Here is an 18,410-nt window from a genome sequence, read left to right as displayed (position 1 = left end):
ATGACATATGAAGGCTGTAAGCTCTTACATTACAACCCGTTACGTCGTTACCGGACCCGCGCCTTATAAATTAAGGGTTAATCCAGTAAATACTGCTTGAAGTTGAAAGTAGTAGTTGAGAGCCTTGTTCTTCTGAGTACGAATACCTCATGCCTCTGTGGACAGGAGCTCCAATAATCGGGGTTCCTTTCCATAACAAACTAAAGTTAGCATTCAATTCAGCTAGCACGTAACGGCAATCGTAGCTGCAATAATAAGTGTTGCTTGATTCTTGAGTCATTATGACAAAAATAGACTGTTCCGAACTGCTTGATGTATTAACAACGAAATCAGCTAAGTAGTTGCTATAGTCTTTACGATTGGATAATTGCAAGCTATCGCTGCCAATTTCATAACTATAAAAACTTTTGTAGCCAAGGCATATCAGCTCTTTCGCATCATCTTGGTCAAGGTTTGCAAATCCCACTCTGGTACATTCTTGGTTAATATGGGCATATTCTGAAAAATTGGAGCCATTCAGTTGAAGCAAATGTAGTTTATCTCGTGTAGCAACTGCAACAAAATACTCGCCACTTATTTGCATAATATCAAAATCAACTATCAAATCGTCAAAGCTGAAGTTAGCAATCAGTAACTGATTTTGTACGTCAAGTGAATGCAATGTGTTGCGGTTCGCATATACAGCATCTTCGTATTCATCACCATTGAGATCATAGGCTTGAATTATTCCAATATCATCCTCATAGGAACCCTCTGTACTCCAATGCTCTGATAAGTCTGAGAGTTGATATACGCCAAGAGACCCATTATATGTATTAGACGCTGGAATAAACACATCAGCCATACCGTCTTTGTTGAAGTCGGCAATATCACCATGAAAACTGTCATCCCAGTTGGACGAAATTTCATCTGTTATGCTAACACGGCCATTAGGCGAAAGGGTCGCAATAACGCTGCCATCGTAGCCTCGTCTAGTAGAGGGTACAAAGAACACGGCTTGCATGTTGTCATTATCGTTGCTCCAACCTAAGGTTGAGAAACTGTCTAGTTGCGGGCTATAGGTACTCTCTTTCATAACCATTTCGTCGCTAACATAGTCAGCAACAACAAAAGAGTTTTCACCTGAGCTACTTTGCCTTGTACCCCAATGCAGCTCTATCTGACCATCATTGTCAGAATCACCCATCACTACAGACCTAGCGCCATAACTTTGCATATCTACCTGCCATGCTTCTTCTAGCGCGTTACCCACTAAATTATAACCAGCGATTACTCCCCATTGGCAATCACCGATTAAAATTTCGTAAACGCCATCGTTGTTTGAATCCGCAGTGTTAAGTGAACATACGTTAAAATTATCTGTGCTAGCGAGTTGGGCTTTGGTTACCGCAGAATAAACAGTAATGTCGCCACTATTGCCGGCACCAATAATTTCATCAACATTGTCGCCATCCAGATCGCCTGCTGCAACCAGAGTAGAGCCAAATTCAGTTCCACTATACCACTGGTTACTCCAATCACCGCCGTCATATACAAGCCCGTTATTGGTTATTAACTCAAGAGAAGAGTCGGTATCCACATTACCAAATACTATTTCGACGGCATCACCCACCGAACTATTAATTACAGTTAATTCGCCGCTTGCTGTATCAAACACTTTTAACGTAGTAGTAGACGAAGAATAGCTGCTTGTTGAAGACAAATAAGCAATTTCAATGTTCCCATCTTGGTCACTATCTGCTGCAGCAATACTCTTAATGTAGTTGTCTTCAGAAACTAACGCATAAGCAAGACCATCTAGCCCATCAATTACACTAATGCCATATTCGGTCGCCACCAAAATTTCTTGTTGAGCATCTTCATCAATATTAACTCCAATAATTTGCACTATATTGCCTAATGTAGGCATAGCGAATGGATACATCCATGATTGCTCATAACTACCATTGTTTTCTTCAAGTAAAAATACGCGCTGCTTTGAATCGGTAGATGCTATTTCATTTAAGCCATCGTTGTCGAAATCCCCAATCCAAATAGAGTAATTGGATATTGGGGCTTCAATGCCTGATCTGGCCAATGGCATTGTGTCATTTGACGTAACCTTAATATCGACTGAAACTTGCACATTCGGCTCTTCTTGACTGGCAAAGGTAAAAACAAACTCTTGTTCAGGTAATAAGAACTCATCATTAGCTGTATCCCAAGTCACTAAACCGTCAGCGTCGATACTTGCGTTAGAAGGCGCTGATGTCATGACTAAAAACTGTTCCTCATCATCGCCCAAGTCTGGGTCATCAATAGTTACATTGAACGCGACGAATTCGCCGGCCACAGTATTTGTAGGTGCATTTTCAATAGATAATTGCGCAGGTGAGTCTATAATGAAAACTGATGCACTTGAGCTAGTAACTTGATTTGTACCATCAGATACCACCATATTTACACTAACTTCGTCGTCATAAATCGCCAATCGGGCAGGGAATGATGTGCCCGTTACCCCTTCAATAAGTTGATCATTCACAAACCACTGATAAGTAACCACAAGGTCATCTAGGGCTGTATCAGGGTCACTATAAAGGCCATCGAATATTTCAATTGTATCAAGTGTAGTATAGCCATAATTAACAAACGTAGGGCCATAACTAATTACAGGTGGCAGTGTTAGTTGGTCAAAATCTACTACCGTCACATCACTCCAATCACTATTGGCGAACTCGAAGTCGAAACCTAGGCCTAGGTAAGCTCCTTGATCAAAATTACCGTCGGCGTCATTATCTACTTGATATAGGACGTATCCAGTGTCACTCTCTTCAATATTGACGATGTTTAGAGCAGTAAGGGTAATCGACTCAGAGAAGTCATAATAACCGTCAGTAAGATCATATCTCCAAGCAACGGTAACGTCTACAAGGCCATGTTCAAATAAATAAAGCTCTCCACTGTGTACACCAATGTAGTTAGCATTATCTTTTTCAAAGTTATAGTCAGTTGAATTAATGATTTGTGAATTATCTGATAAGTCAGTTATTAGCATGTGATTTACATAAACGGTAGTTTGCACACCACTATCTACGTAGGTATCATCATACGTTACCTTAAAAAAGCCAGTAACTGAATATAGTCGCTCATTGTAACTAACTTGAACGTCATCAAAGTAACTGCTAAAAGCGGTGAGGCCTTCAGAAAGTTCGAATACTTTTATTGATGCCTTGCCATTAATTGTTACATCACGCCTATTATTGTATTCACACTCTTCATAACTCACGTTATAAGTTGTTTCAGCTTCTGTGACGACTTCATCTGAAATAGAGACCATTCCACCAGAGTAGCAGGAGTGTGTATTAATAAGATCTGAAGCGAAATCTAAATCCGCGAGCATGAATGGATTGATTTCGTAAAAGTTTAAATCTAATTCACCATTTAATACGTCAAATACTTCGTGACTAATGCTTGGTGTAAGCTCAGGTTTAGACGTGGTCCCAGAGTATTCTGAGAAAACTTTTTCATTAAATGCAGTTTCAAGTTCTGTTGCTGTATATAATTCAGGGGAGTCAATGATTTGTTGTGCAGTTGGCTCGGGTGATTGCTCTGGAATGTTGGTTGGGCTAGAGCTGTCTTCACCACCACCACCACCACCACCGCAGGCACTTAAAGCCAGCGCGAACAAAACATAAATAGATTGGCGGAACTTCTTTGCCATTATAATTCTTCCTTGAAAGGTTGTAATTTTATTAAACGCGGCAAATGTTAGCAAAAGTGACTAATTAAGCATAGAAAAATTTACAACAGGGAAGCACTTTAATAGGCGCTGGCATTTAAAGAAAAGAGAGGTACCGGCTTTCGCCGGTATGACAGGTGAGGTAATGTCATTACAGCGCAGGCTGTAACCTCCTACATTACACTATTTAGCAGGTACCGGCCTTCGCCGGTATGACAAGTAGCGCCGGTATGACGAGCAACGAGGCCGGCATGACAGATGAGGTTACCCTAGCTTGCTTTGCTCACCTCACTGTGTGATTTCAGCACTTTGTCACCATCGTCTAGCTCTATTAAATAGGCAGGCTCTTTCTCACTGGCTTTTCGAGTAACTTCGTTGCCTTTAATCGTTTTTGTTACATCATCGGTAAATCGTGAGCGCACTTTGCCCTTAGCACTGCCCTTGCCCCACTCCCATTCTACTTCCGTATTTATTTGAAAACCGTTCATAGCCTCTCCTGTTTAATTAATCTCGCCTTACTCTGGCGAGCTGCTTTCACTAATATCCACTCGCATAATTCTATTCGTTGCACTTTGATGGATTAATAATGCACCGCTTTTCGTAGGGCGCATATGCCGAATAATACCCGCATAAAAATCACCTGAAGGCACAGGCCAGCTTTGGAATGTTTCGGTGTTTGGATCAAATTTAACGAGCGCGTCGGGTCGCATGCCTGACTCGTTATACCAAACCGCGCCATTTAGCACCTCAATCGCATAAGGGTGCGACTTTTCGCCACTAGGTGACGGCCATTCCCGTATTTTCCCAGTTGCTGGGTTATAGTTACCTAGGCGGCCACGGCTTGAGTTTACATACCAAATGCTTTGGTCATCAGCTATGCTTAAGCGCCTTACTTTTGTTTTATCATGAGGAAGCTTTATTTCTTGCAGTTCAAAATTTTCAGGGCTCACCTTTATTAAGCAATTGCTGCCATTGCATGCCACCCAAATATCACCCGAATCAGCCACTTTAATCCCATAAGGCCTTGAGCCTTTAGTAGGTAATTCTTTTAAATCAATTTTTCCTGTACTAGGGTTTAACCTGCCTATTTGATTTGAATGTTGCAGGGTAAACCAAAATATCCCTTCGCTATCAAACACGCCGGTATGCGGGTCGCGGGCGCTTGCATCAGGCATATTAAATACATCTATTTTTCCAGTGTTGGGGTTTAGGCGCCCTACGCTGCCGTTTTTATTTCCTGTATACCACATGTTCCCTTGGGCATCAGGCGTTACTGAATGCGGCATTGCGCCAGGTGGCAAGGCATATTCTTTCATTTCATTTGTGTTCGGGTTTATACGCCCTAAAATATTGCCCCACTGCCCTACCCACCATATATCCCCATTAGGGCCTTCAACGGGATCACGTGAACGTTGGCCTAGGGTGGGTACCATCCATTCGGTAATGGTAATTTGCGTACTTCCGTTTATTAACCGTGGGTTTCGGTTTGTGGTAGGCGGGAAATGTTTTGCTAAGTATTGTGTTATTTGCTCGTGCTGTTGTTCATTGCCTTGCAAATTAACCATACTGGCAATTAGCGATGTCCAATCAGCCTTACTGTAGCCTAAGCTATTACTTATACGATTTACGTTATGGCAGGCAGAACAAATACTTTGTACTAAAGCCTTGCCATCACCATTAGGCAATGCTTGAGAATACCCCACTTGCGGTAACACAAACATGCTCCCCAAAAGTAATGGTAACTTCCATGAAAGCCCGCGTAGTTTTGCTTTACGTAATATAGCCATACCTTCCCTTATTTGATTCTATAAATAACTGTTCATAAAACATACTCTACTTTAACGCGATATAAAGCGCTTAAGATCGCAAGCGTACAAAATTTTTAGTAAATATAAGACCTACAACCCACATTTAAATTGGTAATAACAGTTAAACAAACCTTACTTACCAATAAGTTTGCCAAAACCCCATGTGAATGTTAAAACCTTATACACTATTTATGCAATTCATATAACACTTGGAAACGCTACATGTTTACCTTTCAAAAACGCCTGTATTTACCCGCATTATTTACACTGCTCGCATCCCAATCGGGAATAGCTAACACTCTACCGGAATCACACACAAAACTAGAAAATGGGGTATTGCTGGGCAATTTTGACAAGCTAGATCCAAACAAAAAGCCGGGAGAAAATTTTGATTTACTTAATTGGACCTTAAGCCTACCCACTGATCTAAACAAAGACAAAAAAGCCGACATTATTTATGAAAAGCCCTTGAGCAAAGGCTTTGATTTGAAGCCTTTATTTTATACCGCAGCTGATGGCGCAATGGTGTTTGCTAGCCCCAATGTGGGAGCTAAAACATCTAAAAATACAAAGTACGCTCGCACCGAACTTCGTGAAATGCTTCGCCGCGGCAATGATCGTATAAAAACCCAAGGCGTTAATAAGAACAATTGGGTATTTAGTTCTGCCCCCGGCAGTGCCAAAAGAAAAGCTGGCGCAGTTGAAGGGAGTTTAGAAGCCACGCTTGCGGTAAACAAAGTCTCGACCACTGGTGAGAAGAGTAAAATAGGCCGAGTTATTATAGGCCAAATACACGCTACTGATGACGAGCCAATTCGTTTGTACTATCGCAAACTTCCCACCAATACCCATGGCTCAATCTATTTTGCGCACGAAGTTAACGGTGGTGATGATGTGTGGATTAATATGCTGGGCTCACGCTCTAGCGCTTTAAGCAATCCTAATAACGGCATCGCGTTGAACGAAAAATTCAGTTATAAAATAACGGTAGAAAATAGCGTACTGTACGTAACGCTTATACGCGAGGGTAAAGAAAACATAAGCCAGTCATATAATATGAGCGAAAGCGGGTACAACAAAGGCAACCAGTATATGTACTTTAAAGCCGGTGTGTATAACCAAAATAATGGCGGCAAGCCAAAAGATTACGTACAAGCTTCTTTCTATCATTTAAGCACTATCCATTAAAACACTATTCATTTAAGCATGCGCTACTGAGCGTCCATAAAAAAAGGCCTTACACAAAGTGTAAGGCCTTTTTAATTTGTATTGGCTAAATTAAAGCTTAGCTGAAATACCTAAATAGTAACGCGGTCCGTAAGAAAGCGACTGTAGAACGTTGCCGTCTACACCACGGTAATCTGTACGAGGCTCGTTAGTTAAGTTCGTTCCTTCTAACGACACGCTAATGTTGTCAGTTAACTTATACTTCAAACGTAAATCAAGTGTTTGGTTAGGTGCGGTATAACGAACGCGACCTTGTGTATCACGAGTATACTGTTGGAAGTACTGTGAACGCGTTTTATAAATAGCTGAAATACTGAAATCATCTTGCTGCCAATATAACTGCGTAGCAGATACATGTCTCGACAAACCGAATAAACCCGCTGGCTCTAAAATACCAATTAGCGCAGTTTCTTGTACATTTCCGTTTTCATCTACTGATAACGACGTTCCGTCACCACCGTGCTGATCTTCAAACTCAAAGTTAGAATCTGCATAGTTATAGCTGAACTTACCACCAAAACCGCTTAAGAAACCAGGAAGGTAATCAAACGAGTGTGATGCTGTAAATTCAAGGCCAGTAAGCGTACTTGAATCATCACTGGTTTGTGTTGTTTCAACAATACCTGATACTTCCTGTCCGTTAATGGTAAATGTTTCAGTTTGTGCAGTTGTTTCAAACGCACCTTTAAACTTCTTATAATATGCACCTACAGCAAGCATGGTGTCTTCATCAACATACCATTCTACGCCAAGGTCATAGTTCATTGATGTAAGCGGCTTAAGGAATGGGTTACCTGTTGCAGTAATACCATTAACAGCTTCATCTAAACTAGTGTAAGCACTGTCTTCGTCGTTTGTAGTAATTGAACGGCCATTACCATAAGCGTTTGGATCAGGGCGTGAAAGGCCACGGAATATACCTGAACGGAATATTACGTCTTCACTTAAATCTACAATTAACGTAGCACTTGGTAGTACTTCAGTGTATCCACTTTTAGCAGTTTGCAAGTCAAAATCAGCATCGCTGTTATTTGATACAATAAAGCTTCCGTCATCAGTTTCAGTTACGATAATAGGCGAGTTATAACCTACTGAGGTAATGCTCGTATCTACTATACGTACACCAAAGTTACCGCGAACTTCATAACCACCAAGTTCTGCTTCGTAATCGGCTTGAACATAAGCTGAAACAGTGTCTTCGGTTACATCATTTGAACCTGTTGTGCGGCCGTTAAGCAACTCAACAGCGTCTAAACCACCGTAGTTTTCAAGCAAAGCGTTAGCTGTACAGTTAAAGTCAAACGTAGCGTACTCGTTTACACTTGAACCGGTTGTGCTGTTAGTCACTAAATTTGCACTGCGAACATCAGACAAAAAGTTGCTTTCAGGGAATGAACCGTCACCACAATTTTGTGTAATGTTTGCTAAAATTCTATCGGTCTCTTCATCAACATCAGCGGTTAGGCCTGGTGTTAAATCATCATCATCCCAGTAGTTAACGCCAGCTGTTCCGCGGTCACCACCAAATGTTAAATACTCTAAGCTAGAGTAACGAACACCCGCTTTAACGGTATGAACTTCATCAAGGCCAGTGTACCAGCGTGCATCTGCACGAACGGCTGTAATTGTGTTTTCACGTACAATTTCACGTGCACGAAGGCGTAAGCGGTCACGTGCGTTAAAGAACGTAGGGTCAGTTACTTCAAAACCGTTGTCACCGCTATCAAGCAAAGTAGCAATACCTGCACCACCGCCTGGATTGTTCACGTCTAAAAACAGAGTGAAATCATCGCGGTTGCCGCCATTTAGGTTGTCATCGGTTGCACCTAAACGGATTTCATAATCAGTTTCAGTACGCTCAGTATTTGAATACGAGGCATCAAACGTTAATAGTAAATCTTCATTTACTGTGTATTCAAAGTTAAGACCAAAGCCTTCATACTCTTCTAAACGTTGGAAATCAGTTGTATATGCGGCAATTTGAGTTTCAGAGGTTGAGTCATATACTAAGCCTGTAGATGGGTCAGAATTTAACTGAGAAATATCTTCTTGCGTAGTAGAAAACTGTAAATCTTTACGTATTTCAGTTTGGTCACGCTCTGACAATTGGAAATCAACCATAATGTCAATATCTTCAGACGGCATCCACTGTAACGAGCCAAATACAGAGTGGCGCTTGTCACCTGTGGTGTTCTGGCGGTAGCGATGATCACGTGCTAAATAAGCAAACGGAATATCGTCAACTGAATTGTAGTCGTCGTTGCTGTCAATAAGGCCTTGGATTTCGTCATTACTTACGTTTTCACAACGGCCACTGGTGTCAGTTGGTAGTGCGTCAGCGTCAAATGACTCAAGTTCACAAGCTTCTAAACGGCCACCACCACTTGTGGTGTGATACTCTTGCTCTGGGTTAGCTTCGCTACGAATTTGCGCACCGAAAGTTACACCAAACATTTGGTCATCTACTTCAAATTGGTCAATATATGCAAACGTTGCACGGTGGCCAAAGTCTTGTCCGCCGTCAATATCAGCTTCAGCTGGGCTATATGAACCTTTTACGTTTACGCTAATAAGCTGCTCGCCATGGTCAATAGGCTTACGCATATCAAGATGAACCTGGCCACTTACTGCGCCTTCTATATATTCAGCCGATTGCGTTTTATGTATAGCAATTCTGTTAAACATTTCAGAAGGGAAAATACTAAAGTTTACTGCACGGTTACCGCCGCCGTTAGTTGCTTCACGGCCGTTAATAACGGTAGTCCCTAAAAATGGACCTAAACCACGAACAGATACTTCTGTAGCACCACCGTTTTCACGGTGAGAGGTTGCGCCTGTAATTGTTTCAAGCGCTTCACCTATTGATAAAGCAGGAATATCACCAATTTCGTCAGCCGAAAGGCCGTCAACAATAGTAACTGATTCACGCTTCATGTTATTTGAGTTTTGAATAGAGCCACGCGCACCTAGTACGTCAATAACTTCTACTTCTTCATCTTGTTGTTCTTGTGCTGTAACTTGTAAAGAAATCGTGCTTAATGTTAGAGCAGCAAGAGCGGTAGCAACTGCAGAGAGTCGGAAACGTCTGCGCGAGTGTGTGTGTGCATCCTGTGTGTTGTGAAGAGTCATTTTCTCTTATCCTTTTGCTTCATTGTTTTACATCATATTTACATAGCAGTGCGACAATACCAATTTGTTAACCAATAGTCAAAGCCATACACCTAAAGTTTAACATTATATACAATACCAAAATATAATTAACAACACGCCATTTCGCATAAAGCAATGATTCATATAGATATTTAAAACAATCCAAGAAACACCAATTGTTACAACTTTGTACAAAAATTTATAAAATTGTTTATTAGTTTAGTTTAGCGCGTTCTTAAAAGCGCATAAATATCATTTTTTTGAACTGAAAAACAAACCACAGCAGACAGTTTGGCCTGACCAAATGCCAATCAACATTGTACATTTACCAAACAGAGTTTATTAGGGTTTTGGTAACGCCGTGTAAGCGCTTTCACAAATTAACCTAGAATTACCTTTAGGCAGGTGTATTACCAATTTTAATTATTGAAGGAGTGAATCATTGAGTTTTTATTGAGGGGAAGCCCTACTCTTCTAGCAAAGGGCGCTTGTTGGCAACGCCATTCCACTCGTCAGCATCATCGGGCGGTGCTTTTAATTCAGTAATAACGGGCCATTGGCTACTTAACTGGGCGTTTAATGCTAAGTATTCACTTTGATCATCAGCAAGCTCAGTGTCTTGCACAATGGCATCGGCTGGGCACTCGGGTACACATAAGGCGCAATCAATACAAATGTTTGGGTCAATGGCTAAAAAGTTAGGCCCTTCAAAGAAAGCATCTACCGGGCATACTGCTACGCAATCAGTATATTTGCATTTAATGCAGTTGTCGGTCACTACAAAGGTCATAATTGCCCCATACGGTAAAAGGTGAACAAGAATATAATGTGGCAAGTGTAAAGAAGCGGGCTTAAAACTCAAGTTTCTTTGCTAATTTGCCCTGCTTAAGCACTTATTGCGCTATCTATACCAGCTTAAGTGCTTTAAAATGCGCCTTTTATACAAGTGTGCGCCGCCTTTGTTCGGCAGTTTTAAAGAGTACCTGAATTATGCTACGTTTAACTGACATTAAACTCCCCCTAAATCATGATGAAAACGCATTAACCGGCGCTATTCTTAGCACGCTTAATATTGATGCATCGCAGCTCATCAGCTTTAATGTTCATAAACGCGGCTATGACGCACGCAACAACAAAAATATTCAACTAATTTATACGCTTGACGTAGCCGTACTTCAGCAGGAAGACCTACTCGCTAAATTTGAACACACACAGCACGTGCGCTTAAGCCCTGATATGAGCTACAAATTTGTAGCGCAAGCACCTGAACAGCTTGAGCATCGCCCAGTGGTAGTTGGCTTAGGCCCTTGTGGTTTATTCGCTGCGCTTATTTTAGCCCAAATGGGTTTTAAACCCATAGTGCTTGAACGCGGTAAAGCCGTGCGTGAACGTACCAAAGACACCTTCGGATTTTGGCGTAAAAAACCGCTTAACCCTGAATCAAATGTACAATTTGGTGAAGGCGGCGCCGGCACATTTTCTGACGGCAAGCTTTACAGCCAAGTAAAAGACCGCAAACACTACGGTCGAAAAGTATTAACTGAATTTGTAAAAGCAGGCGCGCCTGACGAAATAATGTACGTGAGCAAACCCCATATTGGTACGTTTAAATTGGTTAACATGGTTGAAAAAATGCGCGAGAATATTATTGCCCTAGGCGGAGAAATTCGCTTTAGCACTCGCGTTGAAAAGCTTGAACTTGAAGGCAGCAAAGAACAATACCAAATTAAAGGCCTGCATTTATCCACCGGCGACTACCTTGCCACCAAACACGTAATTTTAGCGGTGGGCCACAGCGCGCGTGACACCTTTCAAGCTTTATATGACCAAGGCGTTTATATAGAAGCTAAGCCATTTTCAGTCGGCTTTCGTATTGAGCACGAACAAAGCATGATTGACCAAGAACGTTTTGGTGAAAATGCCGGCCACCCCATTTTAGGCGCAGCTGACTACAAACTTGTGCATCATTGTAAAAATGGCCGCAGTGTATATAGTTTTTGTATGTGCCCTGGCGGTACAGTGGTGGCGGCTGCCTCAGAGCCGGGCCGCGTGGTGACCAACGGCATGAGCCAATACTCACGCCATGAACGCAACGCCAACAGTGCTATTGTGGTAGGTATTACCCCTGAAAAAGACTATCCTGAACATCCATTAGCGGGCATTGATCTACAACGCAAATTAGAAGAGCTTGCTTATGCTGCAGGGGGTGAAAACTACAACGCACCAGCCCAAACCATTGGTGACTTTTTAAATAATGAGCCCAGTGCAAGCTTAGGCGAAGTACAGCCTTCATATACACCGGGTATTACCCTTACCAATTTAAGTGAAGTGGTGCCTGATTTTGTATCAGCGGCTATTCGTGAAGCCATTCCTGCCTTTAATAAACAAATTAAAGGCTTTGCAAAAGCCGATGGTTTATTAACAGGGGTAGAAACCCGAACCTCTTCGCCCATTTGCATTAAGCGCAATAAAGACTATGAAAGCATAAATGTGAAAGGCTTGTATCCAGCAGGTGAAGGCGCCGGCTACGCAGGTGGAATATGGTCAGCCGGTATTGATGGCATTCGCGTTGCCGAAGCCCTAGCACTTGATATGGTGAAGTAAGTCATTCTAAAGCTACGTGAAAAAACGTAGCTTAGCTTCGTGTCCAATCGCCGGTTTTGCCGCCGGTTTTTGTATTCACTTTTACATCGCTAATAAGCATTTCTGGATCAAGTGCTTTGCACATGTCAAACAGGGTTAATAAGGCCACATTCGCGCCGGTTAAGGCTTCCATTTCAACGCCAGTTTTGCCTTCGCACTTAGCTAACGAAAACACCCGAATGCCGTTTTCATGTTGCTCAAAATCTATTTGCACTTTGCTTAATGCTAAGGGATGGCACAAAGGAATTAAGTTGGCGGTTTGTTTAGCGGCCATAATACCCGCCACACGCGCAACTGAAAGCACATCCCCTTTTTTGTTGTTTTGATCTTTTACCGCGTTTAACGCCGCTTGATTCATGGCAATAAAGCCGGTGGCCGTGGCGCTTCGTTTTGTAATGGCTTTATCAGCCACATCTACCATATTAGCCTTACCGTGCTCATCTATATGCGTAAGCTTGCTCATTAGCACTGCCTTACTGGGTTTGTATCTGGCAAGGCTTTAAGCTGGGGTACAAAATTACAAGGTTTGTGGGTAGCATCAAGTTGCGGCTCAATAATAGACCACGCGGTTTTACACGCCCCTGTTGAACCCGGGCAACAAAATATAATGGTTTTATTCGCCAAACCCGCTAACGCGCGTGACTGAATAGTCGAAGTGCCTATTTCGTCAAATGATTTAGCTCTAAATACTTCACCAAAGCCTTCAACGTGTTTATCAAACAACACGCCTAAGGCTTCAGGGGTAGAATCACGATCAGTAAAGCCGGTGCCGCCGGTAACTAATATGGCTTGAATATTGGTAGACGCTATCCACTGCGACACTTGCGCTCGCATAAGGTATACGTCATCAGGGATTATAGCTTTGGCCGCTATTGTGTGGCCTGCTTCGGTAGCCGCTTGGGCTAAGTATTGGCCGCTGGTGTCAGTGGCTTCGGTACGAGTATCAGAAACGGTAAGTACGGCAACTTGTAAAGAAACAGCATGGGCAAGAGTATTTGAAGACATATAAATCCGCGAAAATGAAAAACAAAGACGCCTAATGTAATGCCTCTAAGCCAGTAAGGCAACTCCCTAACTCTTATTCGCTTTATTGAGTTTTTCAGAAATAGTGGTAAGCCAGTCTTCAATATCTAAACCTTGCTCAAGCTGCTGTGAAAAAGCCTTGCTTTGGTTCACCACTAACTTGTTTAGCTCGCTTTGCTGTTGTTCGCTTAAATCCACACTTATAAATGCTTGTTCAAAGGCAAACCCCATATCTTCAATTAAGTTTTTAATTTCACTCTTTTGTGCTTTTTGCAAGGTTGCGGCGTTATCTACTAAGGGCACAATGCTTTGCACTAATTCGCTGTTTGAATCAGTACGCTTAGGCGGTAATTGCGTGTTAACTGTAGCGCATAGCATTTCGTTAAGTGCATTAGTATCTTCCATTATCATCATTAGGTTATCACGTAGGTCACCTAGTACCATTACGTCATCCACCGGCATATTTTTAATAATCACCGATACGGTTTCAAAATTGACAATATAGCGTGAACCGCGCTCTAAAAAGCGCCCTTTCATGTCAATTGAACGCGCGAGTAAATCAAGCTCTAAGGGGGTTATTGCGCCGTTGGTTGACTGCGTATAATCTTTTTTGGGTGTTCTTAATTGCACGCAAGCGTCTACGTTTAAAATATCAAATACATCAAACAAGGCTGATAACAAACCCTCATGAGTTTTAATTTTTAAGCCAGCGCGCAAGTACCCTAATACGGTGCCTAAATGCCCAGCATTGGTAATTACCGACATCACCATTTCGTTTGAGCTTTCGTTTTCTGATTGCAGCTCTATAATTTTGTTTCTTTCATTAAGAATCACTTTCACTTTGCGGCTAACTACATCAGTATCAATAGGTTTGGTTAGGTAATCAACGCCGCCAGAATCAAAGCCTGTGAGTATTTCTTCGGTAGAATCATTACTTGATACAAACACAATGGGTAAATTGGGTGAATGAGCTAGCATTTCTTTGCAGGTTTCATAACCATTTTTGCCCGGCATCACTACATCTAGTAACACCAACTCAATGCTTGGGTCACTTTTAATCATGTCAATTGCTTGCTCGCCATTGGTTGAAACTACAATAGCGTAGGTGTTTTTTAGCAGTTCCATGAGTATGCGCAATTCACTTGGGGAGTCATCTACAATTAATATTCTGTGTTTATTCATAATTGCTAATACCTTAATAAAAACAAAGTAGATACATCGTGAGTTGCTACACTACGTGATATAAATAACTTAAGTTGCTTATACATGGTGCTAAACCTCTCGGATGGCTACTTTAGCTTGCTGAATAAAAAGCTCAACTTTTTGTGTATCAAACCGTTGCATGGCTTCTATGGCATTTGCTAGCAAGCCAGCAGTACTTTCATCACTTTTACAGCGGCTTAAGTCTTTTAAATCTTCTTCTGCGGCAAGTACGTCTTTAGTTAAATTCAGTACAATGTTATCCATCTTACTTAATATGTACTCTTTGCTTTCTGCGCGTTGGCTAGCACGTTCGCTTTCCAGTAAAGGAGATGAAACCAACGAAAACCCATGCTTAACCACATCTATTTGTGCTTGCAAAGCTTCAATTTCACTAGCGTGCAAATCTTGGTTATTTTTAAGCTTAGCTTCAGCTTTACCAGCACTAGTGGCTAGTTCGGTTATCCCTAAGTTCCCACCACTGCCTTTTATTTTATGTAGTAAAGCTAAAACCGATTCCACCTTATTTTGATGTAATGACTCTGAAATTTGCGCGCCCACATTGGCGTAGTCATCAATAAAACTTTTAATTAGGCTATATAACAAAGGCCAATCACCGTTTAAGCGCTTTAAGCCATCTTGTATATTTACGCCTTCAATACTTGCATCACCGTGATCGTTTTCATTACTGGCAGGCTCATCTTGCAATGGTTTTAAAAAGCGCTCTAAATGTGATTTTAAAATACTCTTGTCAATAGGTTTTGATACGTGTCCTTGCATGCCTGCAGCAAAACACTCATCAATATGGTTCAGGCTGCTGTGAGCCGTCATGGCAATAATAGGCGTGTTTTCTGAAATTATGCCTTTTGAACGTGCTTCAATAGTGGCCTCAATGCCGCTTTTTATTGGCATTTGTAAATCCATAAGCACTAAGTCATAGGTATTTTGCTTCATGCAATCTACAGCCTCTTGGCCATTTTCAGCCAAACTTACATGTAGGCCCCAATTTTCAAGCAAGCGTTTGGCCACTAGCTGGTTAATTTTGTTATCTTCTACCAACAAAATAGACGAACCGCCTTCAAGGTTTTGCTTACCTTCAGGTTTTAAGCTGTTTGCTTTGCCCAAGCTTTTAGCTACATTGCTTGTAGTATCATCAGCCACCTTGGTAAGCTCAGGGCTAAGCGATGCATTTGCTAGGCTTAAATCAACATAAAACGAAGTGCCCTCACCCAATGTGCTGTGCAAATGAATATTGCCTCCAAACATATCAACCAAACGCTTGGTAATATTCATACCAAGGCCTGTGCCACCAAACTCCCGGGTAATAGAGGTATCGGCTTGCTCAAAGGCTGAAAACACTTTCTTTTGGTTTTCGCGGCTTATACCAATACCGGTGTCGGTTACCGATATTCGGTAGTGCTTGCTTTGTGCGTTTGGTGCAAGGCCCATATTTAGTATTACGCCGCCTTCTGAGGTAAATTTTACGGCGTTTGACAACAAATTAGTTATAATTTGTGTGAGGCGAAGTTTGTCAGTTATTAGGTAGTCAGGAACACCTTCTTCAATGCAGTACGTAAAACTTATGCCCTTTTGCTGGGCTTGTAGTTCAAAAGGTTGGCATAAGCCTTTTATGTAATCACGCATATTTAAAGGCGCTAGGTGTAAATCAAGTTTGTCAGCCTCAATTTTAGAAAAATCGAGTACGTTGTTAATTACCATTAACAAGTGCTCACCTGACTCTTGCGCAATGGTAAGCAACTCTTGTTGGCTTTCGCTAATGGCTTCTTCTTGAAGTAAGCCAATTACCCCAAGCACACCGTTCATGGGTGTGCGCAGTTCGTGGCTCATGTTAGCTATAAAGTCTGATTTTACTTGCAAGGCGCTAAGTGCTTCATCTCGTGCTTTTTGCATTTGTGCAGTGCGCTGGGCCACTAGTTTTTCAAGGCCTTCACTTAAACTGAGCAACTCGCGATTTTTTTCGTATAGGTCAGCCGATTTTTGCTCAAGCAGGTTTTCTGCCTGCTGGCGCGCAAGCTTTTCACGCGCTAAGCGGCGTTTGTATTTTTCAACTTCACTTTGTACGTTTGCTTCCATTTAAGCTTTAGGCCGCTTTTTGTATAGTGAACTTACAACAATGTTTATTGTTCTCATCCCACTTTTTCATGTTAATCGTAAAGTTTTCGTTGTAGTGCACCGAGGTTTGCTCAATTAGCCCTAGGGCTACATCGGCTAAAGGCCGCGGCGAACTATAGTAAAGTTCAAACACATCGCCTTTGTCTTCGTAAGAAAACTTAGGCAGCTCAGCATCAGGATAAAGCTTTCGTACTTCTACATGAATGTGCTCATCAACTTGCTTTAATAAAGCAATAGTACTGCCCGCGTCGGCAAAAAAAGCCGGGAATTTAGAAGCAAACTGCACGCCTAAGTGTTTCCCAAAGGCCGTGAGTAAATCTTCCATGGGCGCACCGGTAATGCGGCTTAGCTCAACCACCATGTTGGCCAGTTCGTTAAAATCGTAACTGCCTACGGTGGTATAGGCCCCTAACGAGGCCGGTTTAGTATTGTCTATTAGTGTGTCGACCATGTCGGCGCTAAACACGCTTTCAACCATTTCGAAGAACTCGGTAAATATTAAGCCTTTCATTGTTCTACCTAAAAATATGTATATTTATATATGCGCAAAAGAAAATAAGGCTAGCAGCGCACACTTTCCTAATTAGGCTATCGACCATTTTGAATATAATTAAAGCAGAAAGTACTATTTTTGAGCGTTTGGTGAATTTTGTTTGCTTGAGAGAGGTATTTACATAAATGAATGGAGGTGTGGTGCCTACATAGCTAGGTTTTATATTGCCAACATAAAACCTAGCACACTTTAATTTTTAGAAGTGAAAAAGCGCTTGCGAAAAGCTAGGCCTGAGCACGCTACTACAAACAAAATAAACACCGCAGGTGCGCTTACTTCATTTACTTGCCACACACCCGAAAAACCACTGTATTGATCAGCTGATGCTTCTAAGCCAGGTCGGCCTCGGTTATAATAAGTATACTCATAATATTTACCAAAGTTTGCGCCGGGTGATGCTATTGTTGCTCCCGAAACACTGTATGAATAAAACTCGTTTTCGGAAGGGTTAAACAAACCATTCCAAAATTGGCGCCAATATAATTCCCAGTACATAATATTGCCTTGTGCATCGGTAGTAGCGGTAAAATCAACAGATACTCCTTCGGCTTGGTTAATATTACTCGTTAGTTGGGTAGCGTTGGCGCCAGCTTCGGCAAAAAATGCGAACCCAGATAGTTCGCTTACATTAATGTTACTTGTATTTGCGGGCAAAAATTCATTTAGCGTAAACGAAATATTAAAGTGATCATTAGTGGTGACCAAACCATAAGCTTCCGTAAAGTTTGGGCTTGTGTATGAGTACACTACGCTAGCACTGGCTACACGAGGCAATAACAAACATAGTAAAAATATGGCGCAGGTAATATTAAGCTTCATACTGTTCTCCTAAATATGTTGCTATTTACAAGCCTTGCTAGCGAGTACACATTTGTGGCCAAGGCTACTTGCTCAACATTGCACCTTTTTTAAGCATTTGACAATAGTAATTTATACTTAAGTTTAATTTTAGAGC

The 18,410-nt window shown here is 41.7% G+C and carries 13 protein-coding genes; 2 read left to right on the top strand and 11 right to left on the bottom strand.

The features are described from left to right. Nucleotides 1-70: 70 nt before the first annotated feature. The 3 genes from ACOI22_RS15815 to ACOI22_RS15805 all read right to left on the bottom strand — a co-directional run bounded on the left by ACOI22_RS15815 (nucleotide 71) and on the right by ACOI22_RS15805 (nucleotide 5,505). Nucleotides 71-3,700, bottom strand: a complete 3,630-nt coding sequence (locus tag ACOI22_RS15815; RefSeq protein WP_420673103.1) for a hypothetical protein — start codon at nucleotides 3,698-3,700, stop codon at nucleotides 71-73. A 287-nt stretch (nucleotides 3,701-3,987) separates the two neighbouring features. Further along, on the bottom strand, nucleotides 3,988-4,206 hold the full coding sequence (locus ACOI22_RS15810; RefSeq protein ID WP_420673102.1) for a DUF2945 domain-containing protein: 219 nt from the start codon (nucleotides 4,204-4,206) through the stop codon (nucleotides 3,988-3,990). 27 nt (nucleotides 4,207-4,233) lie between these two features. Then, nucleotides 4,234-5,505: a virginiamycin B lyase family protein gene (locus tag ACOI22_RS15805; RefSeq protein WP_420673101.1), complete on the bottom strand. Its 1,272-nt coding sequence runs from the start codon at nucleotides 5,503-5,505 to the stop codon at nucleotides 4,234-4,236. Nucleotides 5,506-5,748: 243 nt separating this feature from the next. Between ACOI22_RS15805 and ACOI22_RS15800 the strand changes: the two genes are divergently transcribed. After that, nucleotides 5,749-6,714, top strand: a complete 966-nt coding sequence (locus ACOI22_RS15800) for a polysaccharide lyase family 7 protein (protein WP_420673100.1) — start codon at nucleotides 5,749-5,751, stop codon at nucleotides 6,712-6,714. A gap of 90 nt (nucleotides 6,715-6,804) precedes the next feature. On the opposite strand, the gene ACOI22_RS15795 is transcribed toward ACOI22_RS15800, so the two are convergent. Both ACOI22_RS15795 and fdxA read right to left on the bottom strand, forming a co-directional pair. Then, nucleotides 6,805-9,882 (bottom strand): TonB-dependent receptor, encoded by a 3,078-nt coding sequence (locus ACOI22_RS15795; protein WP_420673099.1) that lies wholly within the window; start codon nucleotides 9,880-9,882, stop codon nucleotides 6,805-6,807. A gap of 487 nt (nucleotides 9,883-10,369) precedes the next feature. Further along, complete coding sequence (fdxA, locus tag ACOI22_RS15790) at nucleotides 10,370-10,693, bottom strand: ferredoxin FdxA (protein WP_420673098.1); 324 nt, start codon at nucleotides 10,691-10,693, stop codon at nucleotides 10,370-10,372. A 200-nt stretch (nucleotides 10,694-10,893) separates the two neighbouring features. Here fdxA and ACOI22_RS15785 point away from each other — a divergent pair, with 200 nt between their 5' ends. After that, nucleotides 10,894-12,507 (top strand): NAD(P)/FAD-dependent oxidoreductase, encoded by a 1,614-nt coding sequence (locus tag ACOI22_RS15785; RefSeq protein ID WP_420673097.1) that lies wholly within the window; start codon nucleotides 10,894-10,896, stop codon nucleotides 12,505-12,507. A gap of 31 nt (nucleotides 12,508-12,538) precedes the next feature. Here ACOI22_RS15785 and moaC read toward each other — a convergent pair whose 3' ends face one another. The 6 genes from moaC to ACOI22_RS15755 all read right to left on the bottom strand — a co-directional run bounded on the left by moaC (nucleotide 12,539) and on the right by ACOI22_RS15755 (nucleotide 18,274). After that, on the bottom strand, nucleotides 12,539-13,009 hold the full coding sequence (gene moaC / locus ACOI22_RS15780) for a cyclic pyranopterin monophosphate synthase MoaC (protein ID WP_420673096.1): 471 nt from the start codon (nucleotides 13,007-13,009) through the stop codon (nucleotides 12,539-12,541). After that, a complete protein-coding gene (gene moaB, locus ACOI22_RS15775) occupies nucleotides 13,009-13,551 on the bottom strand; it encodes a molybdenum cofactor biosynthesis protein B (protein ID WP_420673095.1) in 543 nt (180 codons plus the stop codon). Before moaB ends, moaC begins: the two co-directional genes overlap by 1 nt. Nucleotides 13,552-13,617: 66 nt before the next feature. Next, the gene (locus ACOI22_RS15770; protein ID WP_420673094.1) at nucleotides 13,618-14,751 is read right to left on the bottom strand and encodes a response regulator; all 1,134 of its coding nucleotides are present in this window, start codon (nucleotides 14,749-14,751) and stop codon (nucleotides 13,618-13,620) included. 90 nt (nucleotides 14,752-14,841) lie between these two features. Further along, nucleotides 14,842-16,863 (bottom strand): ATP-binding protein, encoded by a 2,022-nt coding sequence (locus tag ACOI22_RS15765; RefSeq protein ID WP_420673093.1) that lies wholly within the window; start codon nucleotides 16,861-16,863, stop codon nucleotides 14,842-14,844. Between the two features lie 7 nt (nucleotides 16,864-16,870). Continuing rightward, a complete protein-coding gene (locus ACOI22_RS15760) occupies nucleotides 16,871-17,413 on the bottom strand; it encodes a heme NO-binding domain-containing protein (protein ID WP_420673092.1) in 543 nt (180 codons plus the stop codon). A 231-nt stretch (nucleotides 17,414-17,644) separates the two neighbouring features. Further along, nucleotides 17,645-18,274 (bottom strand): hypothetical protein, encoded by a 630-nt coding sequence (locus tag ACOI22_RS15755; RefSeq protein ID WP_420673091.1) that lies wholly within the window; start codon nucleotides 18,272-18,274, stop codon nucleotides 17,645-17,647. Between the last annotated feature and the right edge of the window lie 136 nt (nucleotides 18,275-18,410).

Source organism: Glaciecola sp. 2405UD65-10 (assembly GCF_048820975.1).
In the GTDB taxonomy this organism is placed as follows: Bacteria; Pseudomonadota; Gammaproteobacteria; order Enterobacterales; family Alteromonadaceae; genus Glaciecola.
Note: the sequence above shows the minus strand (reverse complement) of the source record. Positions and strands in the feature narration are given on the sequence as shown.